We start from the raw sequence: 10,763 nt of genomic DNA, 5'->3' as shown, positions 1-10,763 counted from the left end.
GATCGTGCCGTGCATCGTGAACGCCTGGTTGAACTGCTCGTTCGACATGATCTGCAGACCAGGCCGGGCGAGCTCGGCGCGCATGAGCAGCGCCATCACGCCACCGATGACGAAGAACGCGAAAGACGTCACCAGGTACATCGTGCCGATCGTCTTGTGATCCGTGGTCGTCAGCCACTTGAGGTGCCTCATGCCCCGCCTGTGTCCACGCCCCGCCCGGGCGTCACACTTCACCGACGCGAGGAGAATCACGAAACCGGGTGTGACGATCGAGAAGGTGCCGGACACGAACGGGACATGAGCAACGACGAGATCTTCGCCGCTGCCTACCGCGAGCACTACTGGGCGGTCAGCCGCTATGTCGCGCGGCGACTGGACGGGCGGACCGGCGAGGCGGAGGAAGTGGTGGCGGAGGTGTTCACGGTCGCCTGGCGGCGCCGGGCCGACCTCCCGGCCGCCGCGCTGCCCTGGCTGTACGGCGTGGCACGCAACTGTCTGGCCAACGCGGTACGCGGACACGGACGCCGCCGCCGGCTCGTCGACCGGCTGGGCAACGACGACACCGCGCACGGACGGCACATCACGACGGGCCCGGAGGCCGACACCCCCGGCGGCTGGGTGCACGAGGCGCTCGCCCGGCTCTCCCCGGCCGACCAGGAGGTGCTGCGCCTGACGGCCTGGGAGGAGCTCGGTGTCGACGAGGTCGCCGTCGCCCTCGGCTGCGGCAGCCGAGCCGCCGCCATGCGCCTGCACCGGGCCCGGCGCCGCCTCAGAGCCGAGATCGACCGTCTGCGGCCCGGGTCCCCGACCGCCGAGCACTCCTGCATGACCGCCCCGAAGGAACACGGCCATGGCTGACGAACTCGAACTGCTGCGCAGCGCCGACCCGGTGCCGCCCGACGGTCCCCACTTCGGCGACGGCCCCCTGGACGACAACGCCGAGCGCCGGCTGGAGCAACTGCTGCGGGGCCAGAGGAACGGGCTCCCCGCTCGTCCACACGACCGACGAGGCCTGCTCTCCGGCCGTCGAGACCCCGAGGGCCGGCGCCCCGGCCACGTGCGCGACCTGCTGCTCCCGGGGCCCCGCCGGCTCCGGCTGGCCTGGGGCCTGGTCGCCACCGCCGTCGTCGCCGCCCTGACCCTCACCCTCGTCCTGAGCGGACCGAGCACCCCGCCCGCGGTCGCCGCGCCCCGACCGTTGGTGGTCGAGACCGGCTCCACACCCGTGCCCCTGCACCGCATGGCCGAGCTGGCGTCAGCCGTGGCCGGGACCGACGACGCGCCCCGCCTGCGCAAGGGCACGCACGTGCAGTCCTGGAGTCTCGGCATGTCCGACGACAAGCCCCCGATCACCCTGCCCGAAGAGCGCATCGTGCGCTGGCGGGCCGACGACAGCCATACCGAAGTCGTCGTGGCCACGGACCCGAGGCATCCGGGCCGCCCGGTCCTCTCGGACGAGGGCGGCGAGCCACACCTCGTCGACGACGGCCACCTCCTCCTGAATCAGACCTACCCGCCGAGCTGGAGTGACGCCCCGCCCAAGTCGCCCCCGCCCCGCGACCCGGCCCGGCTGCGCGCCTACCTGATGGAGGCTCAGCACACCGACACCCCGCTGACCACACCCGAGCTGCTCGACGCCATGGCGACGCTGCTCGACAACTGGACCCTCGGCGCACGCGAGAATGCGGCGCTCACCCGGCTCCTCGCCGGCGCCGAGGGACTGCGGCCGGTCGGCCGGGTGACCGATCGGCTGGGCCGGCACGGCCAGGCCTACGTGAACGACAGCCGCGGCGTCCGCTGCATGCTGATCATGGACCCGGCCACCGGCGCCGTCCTCGGTCTGGAGAGCACCCTCACCGAACCGGAGCCCGCGTACGGAGTCGAGGAGGGCGACGTCATGTCGTACAGCGCCTGGATGCGCTGATCACACCGGCGCGACACCGAGCCGCCGGGCGGGGGCCCCGCAACGGCAGCAGGCGCCGCGCCCGCCCGCTCGGCCAGACGTCCGTCACTCGTCCCAGGCCTGGACCAGGGTCTGCTCGGCGATCTTGCCGTCGCGCAACCCGATCATGGACTCGGACAGCACGCGCACCCCGTCCGCGTACTGGCAGCTCTCGCTGTACGCGGCCTCGTCGCCCTGGATGACGCAGCGCTCCAGCTTGTGCGACATGTCGCGGCTGTAGACGTCCTCCAGCATCCGCCCGATCTCGTCCCGGCCGTGCAGGACCTTGGGATGGCTGGGCTGGGTCGTGTGGTCCACGATGCGCAGCTCGGCATCGTCGGCGTAGAGGGAGAGCAGGATGTCCGGATCCCCTTCCACGCCCTGGCGCAACGTGTCCCGGTCGAAGGCGGGGTCTGCCGCGGTTCCCATGATGACCTCCTTCGAAGGGCCGCGGCCCTTTTGGGAGCGGGCCGCGAAAGGCCTCTCCTGTCGAGCGTCCTCCCGCCCGGCGGCCACGGCAAGCGCAGCACGGACACAGGGCCCGACGGGTGAGCCGAACCGTCCGCCCGGGCCCGCCGGGGGCCGCTCACGTTGCGACAGGCCTGGTCTCAACCCGCCGTAGCGTCCACGCCGTTGGTCGCGCCACCGGGGTCACCGGCCCCCGTCGCGCCGATCTCACGGCCGGGCTCGGTCCGCCGTGGCCAGGAACTGCGTCGCCGCCAGCTCCGCGTAGAGCGGGTCGGCCGTCACGAGCTCACGGTGGGTGCCCACGGCCCGGACCCGGCCCGCGTCCATCACCACGATCCGGTCGGCCGTCGTCACCGTGGACAGCCGGTGCGCCACGACGAGGACCGTGGTCGTCCGGGCCACGTCCGCGACGGTGTCGCGCAGCGCAGCCTCGTTCACCGCGTCCAGCTGTGAGGTCGCCTCGTCGAGCAGCAGCAGCCGGGGGCGGCGCAGCAGCGCGCGGGCGATGGCGACGCGCTGGCGCTCACCGCCGGACAGCTTGGTGCCGCGGTGCCCGACCAGCGTGTCGAGGCCCCCGGGCAGCCGGGCCACCAGACCGTCGAGACGGGTCGTCTTGAGCACCCGCGCGAGGGCGTCCTCGTCCGCCTCCGGATTGCCCAGCAGCAGGTTGTCCCGCAGGGAGCCCGACAGGACCGGCGCGTCCTGCTCCACGTAGCCGATCGCGGCCCGCAGCCGGGGCAGCTCCCAGTCGTTCAGGTCCCGCCCGTCCAGTGTGATCACGCCGGACTCGGGGTCGTAGAACCGCTCGATCAGCGAGAAGACGGTGGTCTTGCCCGCGCCGGACGGGCCGACGAACGCCGTCATGCCCTGCGCGGGCACCGTGAACGTCACTCCGTGGTGGACGTAGGGCAGGTCGTCGGCGTAACGGAAGCGGACGTCGTCGAAGGCGAGGGCGGCGGGCTCGGCGCCGGGGGAGGGCAGCGGGGCGGCCTCGGCGGCCGGTTCGGCGGGCAGGCGCAGGGCCTCCTCGATGCGGGTGAGGGCCGCGGCGCCCGTCTGATACTGGGTGATGGCGCCGACGACCTGCTGTAACGGCGACATCAGGTAGAAGACGAACAGCAGGAACGCGACCAGCGTGCCCACGTCGATCGCGCCGGTAGCGACCCGTGCGCCGCCCACCGCGAGCACCGTGATGAAGGCGATCTGCATGGAGAGCCCCGCCGTGTTGCCGGCGGCGGCCGACCACTTGGCGGCCCGCACGCTCTGCCGCCACGACTCCTGCGCCGCCTCGTGCAGCGTCCGCTCCTCCCGGTGCTCCGCGCCGGAGGCCTTCACGGTGCGCAGGGCGCCCAGGATCCGCTCCAGCGAGGAACCCATGACCCCCACCGCGTCCTGCGCCTGCCGGCTGGCCTTGTTTATGCGCGGCACGATCACCCCGAGGACCACCCCCGCGCCCAGGATCACGGCCAGGGTGACGCCCAGCAGCACGGCGTCCACCAGGCCCATCATCACGACCGTGGCGACGAGCGTGAGCCCGCCCGTGCCCAGCCCGACCAGCGAGTCGGTGGTGACCGCCCGCAGCAGCGTCGTGTCGGAGGTGATGCGGGCCATCAGGTCGCCGGGTTCGCTGCGGTCCACGGCGGTGATCCGCAGCCGGAGCAGATACGACGACAGGGCGCGCCGCGCACCGAGCACCACCGACTCGGCGGTGCGCGTCAGCACGTACGAACCCAGTGCGCCCACCGCCGCGTTGGCCACGACCAGGGCCGACATCGCCAGCACGGCACCGGTGATGGCCCGGTCGTGCGACAGGTCGTCGATCAGGCCCCGCGCCACCAGCGGCAGCAGCAGCCCGGTCGCCCCGGTGACCAGGGACAGCAGCGCGCCGGCGAGCAGGGACCAGCGGTGCGGCCGTACGTATCCGAGGAGCTGTCGCCAGGCAGGGGTGGCGGTCTCGGTCTCTGCGATGCTCACGGCGCTCCCTCGGCGTCGGCGGAGCGTTCAGGCTACGTCGCCGCCGACCCGTGCGGCCTGCCCTTTCGCGGCTTTCTGTGCGGAGCGGGGTGGCCGATCCGCGCCCCTTGCCGATCAGTCGCGCGTAGGGTCGGAAGGGAACGGACACCGGCCGACGAAGGAGTCAGCACCATGGCCCAGGAAGTACGCGGCGTGATCGCACCCGGCAAGGACGAGCCGGTGCGGATCGAGACGGTCGTGGTGCCCGACCCCGGCCCGGGTGAGGCCGTGGTGCAGGTCCAGGCCTGCGGGGTGTGCCACACCGACCTGCACTACAAGCAGGGCGGCATCAACGACGAGTTCCCGTTCCTGCTGGGCCACGAGGCCGCGGGCGTGGTCGAGGCGGTCGGCGCCGGCGTCACCGATGTCGAGCCCGGCGACTTCGTGATCCTCAACTGGCGTGCCGTGTGCGGGAAGTGCCGGGCCTGTCTGCGCGGGCGGCCCTGGTACTGCTTCGACACGCACAACGCTCAGCAGAAGATGACCCTCGCCTCGACCGGCCAGGAACTGTCCCCGGCCCTGGGCATCGGTGCCTTCGCGGAGAAGACGCTGGTCGCGGCCGGCCAGTGCACCAAGGTCGACCCGGGCGTCGCCCCGCAGGTGGCCGGGCTGCTGGGCTGCGGTGTGATGGCCGGCATAGGCGCCGCGATCAACACCGGGAACGTCGGCCGGGGCGACTCGGTCGCGGTGATCGGCTGCGGCGGTGTCGGCGACGCGGCCATCGCCGGATCGCGGCTGGCCGGAGCGGCGACGATCATCGCCGTCGACATCGACGACCGCAAGCTGGAGACCGCCCGCTCCATGGGCGCCACCCACACCGTCAACTCGCGCGAGAACGACCCGGTCGAGGCGATCCGCGAGCTCACCGGCGGCTTCGGCGCCGATGTCCTCATCGAGGCCGTCGGCCGCCCCGAGACGTACCGGCAGGCCTTCTACGCCCGTGACCTCGCGGGCACGGTCGTCCTCGTCGGTGTCCCCACGCCCGAGATGAAGCTCGAACTGCCGTTGCTCGACGTCTTCGGCCGCGGCGGAGCGCTGAAGTCGAGCTGGTACGGCGACTGCCTGCCCTCCCGTGACTTCCCCATGCTGATCGATCTCCATCTGCAGGGGCGCCTGGACCTCGGCGCGTTCGTCACGGAGACGATCCAGCTGGACGAGGTCGAGAAGGCCTTCGAGCGGATGCACCACGGCGACGTGCTGCGCTCGGTGGTGGTGCTGTGATGGCCACGCGCATCGAACACCTCGTCACCTCCGGGCAGTTCAGCCTCGACGGTGGCACCTGGGACGTCGACAACAACGTGTGGATCGTCGGCGACGACCACGAGGCGATCGTCATCGACGCCGCCCACGACGCCGACGCCATCGCCGAGGCCGTCGGAAACCGCCGGCTCACGGCGATCGTGTGCACGCACGCCCACAACGACCACATCGACGCCGCCCCCGCCCTCGCCGAGCGCACCGGCGCCACCATCTGGCTGCACCACGACGATCTGCCGCTGTGGAAGCAGACCCACCCGGACCGCGAGCCCGACGCCTGGCTGGTCGACGGCCAGACGATCGAGGCCGGCGGCGCCGACCTCAGGGTTTTGCACACCCCGGGGCACGCGCCCGGCGCGGTCTGCCTCTACGACCCGGGACTGGGCACCGTCTTCACCGGCGACACCCTCTTCCAGGGCGGCCCCGGCGCAACGGGCCGTTCCTTCTCGCACTTCCCGACGATCATCGACTCCATCCGCGACCGGCTGCTCACCCTGCCGCCCGGGACGACGGTCCGCACCGGCCACGGCGACACCACGACCATCGGCGCGGAGGCCCCGCACCTGGAGGAATGGATCACCCGGGGCCACTGATGGCGACTGGCCCGTAAAAGGCGACAGAAGATGTCCGGCTTACCCGTCACGCTGAAGGCGCCAAGCAGTCACCGTCACAGGAGGCCGGACATGTCAGCTCCATTGCAGGACAAGGTCGCACTGGTCGCGGGTGCGACCCGGGGCGCCGGGCGCGGGATCGCCGTGGAACTCGGCGCGGCCGGCGCCACGGTCTACGTCACCGGTCGCACCACTCGCGCCCGCCGCTCGGAGTACGACCGGCCCGAAACCATCGAGGACACCGCCGACCTGGTCACCGCCGCCGGTGGCAAGGGCGTCGCCGTCCCCACCGACCACCTCGACCGGAAGCAGGTCCGGGCCCTCGTGGACCGGATCGCCGACGAGCAGGGCCGTCTCGACGTCCTCGTCAACGACATCTGGGGCGGCGAGAAGCTCTTCGAGTGGGACACCCCCCTCTGGGAGCACGACCTCGACAACGGCCTGCGCCTGCTGAAGCTCGCCGTCGAGACACACGCCGTCACCAGCCACCACGCCCTCCCCCTGCTGCTGCGCAACCCCGGCGGCCTGGTCGTCGAGGTCACGGACGGCACCGCCGACTACAACGCCGAGAACTACCGCGTGAACTTCTTCTACGACCTCGCCAAGGCCTCCGTACTGCGCATGGCCTTCGCCCTCGGTCACGAACTCGGCCCGCGCGGCGCCACCGCTGTCGCCCTCACACCCGGCTGGCTGCGTTCGGAGCTGATGCTGGACGTATACGGAGTGCGGGAGGAGAACTGGCGCGACGCCCTGGAGCGCGTCCCGCACTTCGCCATCTCCGAGACCCCGCACTACGTGGGCCGGGCCGTGGCAGCGCTCGCCGCCGACGCGGACGTGGCGCGCTGGAACGGGCAGTCGTTGTCCAGCGGTGGACTCGCCCAGGTGTACGGCTTCACCGACGTCGACGGCAGCCGCCCGGACGCCTGGCGCTACCTCGTGGAGGTCCAGGACGCGGGCAAGCCGGCGGACACGACCGGGTACCGCTGACGCGGGAGAGCCAGAAACAAGGCAACCGAAATACCCCATCAGGCATGCATATGTCTTTTCTGTGCCGGTGGGGTATGTCACTGTTCCGTCCCAGCGCGCCCGACCGCACAACCGGAACCGCTCTTCGTCCGTCTAGCTGGCAGACATCACAGACCCGTTTTCGCGAAAGGGCGACCAGCCATGGGGGACGTACGCAGACGGAGTGCCGTCGCACTGGGGATCACCGGTCTGGTGGCCCCGCTCACGCTCGCACTCGGCGCCGCACCGGCCCAGGCCGCGAGCTGCACCACGCAGGCCGGCCCGTACCAGAAGAAGGTCGAGAAGTTCCTCGGCCGTCCGGTCGACGGCAAGCAGTCCGCCGCCGACTGCAAGGCCATCAAGGCCTTCCAGACCAAGCACGGCATCACCCCGAACATCGGCTACGCCGGCTCGGTCACCTGGGGCGTGATGGACCTGATGCAGAAGCAGAAGGCCGTCGGCAACACCCCCAACAAGGACGGCAAGTGCCCGGTGAACAAGGGCCGGATCGCCTGCGTGAACCTGACGCTCCAGCTCAGCTGGATCCAGGACGGCGAGAAGCTCGTCTACGGCCCCGTGCCGGTCCGCACCGGCCGCGACGGGTACGAGACCCGCACCGGCCTGAAGAAGATCTACTGGCGCGACATCGACCACGTCTCGTCCATCTACGACGTGCCGATGCCCTACTCGCAGTTCTTCGACGGCGGCCAGGCCTTCCACTCGGTCGGCGTCAGCATGTGGAACCCGCCGGGCTCGCACGGCTGCACCAACATGACGAAGACCGACGCCAAGAAGTACTGGTCGCTGCTGAAGAAGGGCGACGACGTCTTCGTCTACGGCCGCAAGCCGGGCACCTGATACCGGGCACCCGGCTCGCCTCACGAGCCCCCTACTGGGGCGCGTCCCCGAAGTCCGGGATCTCCAGCCTGACCCCGCCCTGCCGCGCCGACTCGTGCGCGATGATGCCCGGCAGGGTGTAACGGGCGGCCACCCAGGCGTTCACCGACGGCAGCGTGCGGGCGTTGACCGCCGTCACGAAGTCGTCCACCAGGAAGTGGTGGCTGCCCTCGTGGCCGTTGTGGAGGTGGTCGAACTCCCTCGGCAGCCGCGCCCGGTCGTGCACCGGCGCCGACCCGGAGGTGAAGGCGGCCCGCAGCTCCGGCGCGATGTGCTGCAGCGAGGGATCGTCGGGCGCCATGGTGGGCTTGGGCTCCAGCAGTTCACTGATGTCCTTCACCCCCTGCTTGTCCTGCCACAGGGCGACCGTGGCCAGCTGCTCCATGCTCGCCTCGGTACCGAAGAAGCGGAAGCGTGACTCCCGTATGTGCGAGGGGTAGCCGACCCGCCGGAACTCGTTCGTACGGAACGAGCCGCCGCCCGCCACCTCGAACAGCGCGGTGGCGTTGGAGACGTCGTTGCCGAACTGGCTGACGTCCTTGTCGAAGACGCCGTCGCCCCGGTCGTCGACGACACCGATCGCCGACACGCTCACCGCGTGCGTCTTCCAGGCGCCCAGCACCCCGCCGACCGCGTGCGTCGGATACAGCAGCGGGGGATAGCTGGCGGTCGCCTTCCAGTTCTCGCCGCCGCTGTACTGGTAGGCCTCGTAGAACCCCAGATCCATGTCGTGGACGTAGTCGCCCTCGGCGTAGAAGAGCCGCCCGAAGGCGCCCTCGGCGATCTGGTTGCGGGCGTGGACCGTGGCCGGGTTGTACTCGCTGGTCTCGCCCATCATGTACGTCAGCCCCGTGGCTTTGACCGTGTCGATGATCGCCGCGATCTCCTCCGTGCTGATCGCCATGGGAACCGCCGAGTACACGTGCTTGCCGGCGTTGAGACCCTGGAGCACCAGCGGGCCGTGCGTCCAGCGCTGGGTGAAGATCGCGACGGCGTCGACGTCCTCCGACTCCAGCATGGCCTGGTACGACGGGAAGGTGCCCGCCAGCCCCTGGGCGGAGGCGAGTTGTGCGGCCCGCTCGGGCAGCAGGTCGGTGACGTAGACGTCGCCCACACCGGGGTGGGCCTGGAACAGGGTGGCGAACTGGCCCGAGAACTGTCCGGCGCCGACGATGCCGAGGGAGAACGTCATGTGAGGCGTGCCCTTCACTGGTGGGGGATCACTGCGAGAGGATCAGGTTGATCTGTTCATTGGTCTGATCGAGGCTGCTCACGGGCTTGCCGTTGCCGTAGATGTCCTCCATCGCGGGGGCCATCAGCGCCGTCATGTCCGCCGAGTAGCTGGCGATCGGATAGGAGAAGGTCCGGAAGCGCTTCTTGTCGGCCACGGGTTCGGTGAACGCCGAGACGTCGATGCCCTTCTTCCGGTACGCGGCGACGGCCGCCTCGGTCCCGGCCGGGGTGGCGGGGAAGACGACTCCGGACTTGCCGACGACCCTCTGGCAGCGGTCCGAGGCCAGGTAGGCGACCCACTTGCGGGCGCCCGCCTTGTTCTTGGAGGCCTTGGTGATGGAGTCGGCGAGGCCGTTCATCATCGTGGCGCGCTTGCCGGTCGGGCCGGCCGGCGTCACGGCGGTCTTGATGGACTTGCCCTTGAAACCGGCGTAGGTCGAGATCATCCAGGCCCCGTCGAACGCGGTGGCCGCCTTGCCCGCCGCGACCTGGGTGTTGGCCTGGTTGGACTGGACGTTGTAGTCGGACAGCGGTGGCATGTAGCCCTTCTTCGCCAGGCCGAAGTACCACCGGATGACCGACTGGAAGGTCTTGCTGTCGTACTGGTACTTCATGCCCCAGCGAGGCTTGTCGAGGTAGCTCCACCCGGCGGAGGCGGCGAAGTTGCTCCACTGGGTCTGGCCGTCGCCGAACCCACCGCCGTTGCTTGCCATGCCGTACACCTTGACGTTGTTCCTGTCGAAGCCCGGCTCGTCGCCCCGCTTGCCGTTCCTGTCGATCGTGAGGTGGGCGATGGCCTTCTCGAAACTGCCGCCGTCCTCGGGATTCCAGGAGAGGCTGTTGAGCTGCTCGGCGCTGAGCCCGGCCTGCTCGGTCATCTTCGTGTTGTAGAACAGCGCGACGGTGTCCCAGTCCTTGGGAGCGCCGTAGCGGTGGCCGTCCTGGCCGACCCAGTTGGCGGCGAGGCCCGGCTGGTAGTCGGAGTCCTCGATGCCGAGGTCGTCGAGCGGTTCGAGGACCTTCAGGTCGGCGAACTGGCCGAAGTTCTGGATGTGGTCGGTGAACACGTCCGGCTGGGTGCCCGCGATGAACCCGGCGGTGAGCTTGGTCCAGTAGTCGCTCCAGCCCAACTGCGTGATCTTGACGTGCAGTCCGGGGTTCTCCTTCTCGAAGCCCTTCGCGCAGGCCTGGTAGGCGGGCAGCTGGTTGGCGTCCCACAACCAGTACGTGACCGTGTTCGCGGAGGATCCGGCGGCGCCTGACTGCGCGCATCCGCTGACCAGGGACAGCGCCAGCGCTCCGGTCGCCGCGATAAGCGGACGAAGTCGAATTCGCAT

At 70.5% G+C, this 10,763-nt stretch carries 11 protein-coding genes; 6 read left to right on the top strand and 5 right to left on the bottom strand.

Going from position 1 to position 10,763, the window contains the following annotated elements:
- The coding region (locus FDO69_RS38335) for a cbb3-type cytochrome c oxidase subunit I (RefSeq protein ID WP_170321007.1) at positions 1–192 on the bottom strand (192 nt) is incomplete at its 3' end.
- Positions 193–297: 105 nt separating this feature from the next.
- Between FDO69_RS38335 and FDO69_RS38330 the strand changes: the two genes are divergently transcribed.
- Together FDO69_RS38330 and FDO69_RS38325 are read left to right on the top strand one after the other, a co-directional pair.
- Positions 298–858: an RNA polymerase sigma factor gene (locus FDO69_RS38330; RefSeq protein ID WP_104788170.1), complete on the top strand. Its 561-nt coding sequence runs from the start codon at positions 298–300 to the stop codon at positions 856–858.
- Positions 851–1,924: a CU044_5270 family protein gene (locus tag FDO69_RS38325; protein WP_104788167.1), complete on the top strand. Its 1,074-nt coding sequence runs from the start codon at positions 851–853 to the stop codon at positions 1,922–1,924. The genes FDO69_RS38330 and FDO69_RS38325 overlap by 8 nt, the downstream gene beginning before the upstream one ends.
- Positions 1,925–2,008: 84 nt before the next feature.
- On the opposite strand, the gene FDO69_RS38320 is transcribed toward FDO69_RS38325, so the two are convergent.
- Together FDO69_RS38320 and FDO69_RS38315 are read right to left on the bottom strand one after the other, a co-directional pair.
- Positions 2,009–2,371 carry a nuclear transport factor 2 family protein gene (locus tag FDO69_RS38320; protein ID WP_104788165.1) on the bottom strand — a complete coding sequence of 121 codons (363 nt, stop codon included), beginning with the start codon at positions 2,369–2,371 and terminating at the stop codon, positions 2,009–2,011.
- 246 nt (positions 2,372–2,617) lie between these two features.
- A complete protein-coding gene (locus FDO69_RS38315; RefSeq protein ID WP_104788162.1) occupies positions 2,618–4,384 on the bottom strand; it encodes an ABC transporter ATP-binding protein in 1,767 nt (588 codons plus the stop codon).
- A 171-nt stretch (positions 4,385–4,555) separates the two neighbouring features.
- Here FDO69_RS38315 and FDO69_RS38310 point away from each other — a divergent pair, with 171 nt between their 5' ends.
- From FDO69_RS38310 to FDO69_RS38295, 4 genes are all read left to right on the top strand, one after another.
- Positions 4,556–5,644: an S-(hydroxymethyl)mycothiol dehydrogenase gene (locus tag FDO69_RS38310; RefSeq protein WP_104788159.1), complete on the top strand. Its 1,089-nt coding sequence runs from the start codon at positions 4,556–4,558 to the stop codon at positions 5,642–5,644.
- Positions 5,644–6,273: an MBL fold metallo-hydrolase gene (locus tag FDO69_RS38305; protein ID WP_104788156.1), complete on the top strand. Its 630-nt coding sequence runs from the start codon at positions 5,644–5,646 to the stop codon at positions 6,271–6,273. Before FDO69_RS38310 ends, FDO69_RS38305 begins: the two co-directional genes overlap by 1 nt.
- A gap of 90 nt (positions 6,274–6,363) precedes the next feature.
- Entirely contained in the window at positions 6,364–7,278 is a 915-nt protein-coding gene (locus FDO69_RS38300) for an SDR family oxidoreductase (protein ID WP_104788153.1), read from the top strand.
- 180 nt (positions 7,279–7,458) lie between these two features.
- A complete protein-coding gene (locus FDO69_RS38295; RefSeq protein WP_104788150.1) occupies positions 7,459–8,154 on the top strand; it encodes a L,D-transpeptidase family protein in 696 nt (231 codons plus the stop codon).
- A gap of 31 nt (positions 8,155–8,185) precedes the next feature.
- On the opposite strand, the gene FDO69_RS38290 is transcribed toward FDO69_RS38295, so the two are convergent.
- Positions 8,186–9,385 (bottom strand): Gfo/Idh/MocA family protein, encoded by a 1,200-nt coding sequence (locus tag FDO69_RS38290; RefSeq protein ID WP_104788148.1) that lies wholly within the window; start codon positions 9,383–9,385, stop codon positions 8,186–8,188.
- Positions 9,386–9,413: 28 nt separating this feature from the next.
- Entirely contained in the window at positions 9,414–10,763 is a 1,350-nt protein-coding gene (locus tag FDO69_RS38285) for an ABC transporter substrate-binding protein (RefSeq protein WP_104788145.1), read from the bottom strand.

The sequence above is a fragment of the Streptomyces tibetensis genome (assembly GCF_007655005.1).
GTDB classification, from domain to species: Bacteria; Actinomycetota; Actinomycetes; order Streptomycetales; family Streptomycetaceae; genus Streptomyces; species Streptomyces tibetensis.
Note: the sequence above shows the minus strand (reverse complement) of the source record. Positions and strands in the feature narration are given on the sequence as shown.

Excerpts from the sequence above, each read along its gene's own strand:
- FDO69_RS38325 (WP_104788167.1), top strand. The coding sequence starts at position 851 with ATGGCTGACGAACTCGAACTGCTGCGCAGCGCCGACCCGGTGCCGCCC.
- FDO69_RS38320 (WP_104788165.1), bottom strand. The coding sequence starts at position 2,371 with ATGGGAACCGCGGCAGACCCCGCCTTCGACCGGGACACGTTGCGCCAG.
- FDO69_RS38295 (WP_104788150.1), top strand. The coding sequence starts at position 7,459 with ATGGGGGACGTACGCAGACGGAGTGCCGTCGCACTGGGGATCACCGGT.
- FDO69_RS38300 (WP_104788153.1), top strand. The coding sequence starts at position 6,364 with ATGTCAGCTCCATTGCAGGACAAGGTCGCACTGGTCGCGGGTGCGACC.
- FDO69_RS38305 (WP_104788156.1), top strand. The coding sequence starts at position 5,644 with ATGGCCACGCGCATCGAACACCTCGTCACCTCCGGGCAGTTCAGCCTC.
- FDO69_RS38290 (WP_104788148.1), bottom strand. The coding sequence starts at position 9,385 with ATGACGTTCTCCCTCGGCATCGTCGGCGCCGGACAGTTCTCGGGCCAG.
- FDO69_RS38310 (WP_104788159.1), top strand. The coding sequence starts at position 4,556 with ATGGCCCAGGAAGTACGCGGCGTGATCGCACCCGGCAAGGACGAGCCG.
- FDO69_RS38330 (WP_104788170.1), top strand. The coding sequence starts at position 298 with ATGAGCAACGACGAGATCTTCGCCGCTGCCTACCGCGAGCACTACTGG.
- FDO69_RS38285 (WP_104788145.1), bottom strand. The coding sequence starts at position 10,763 with ATGCGAATTCGACTTCGTCCGCTTATCGCGGCGACCGGAGCGCTGGCG.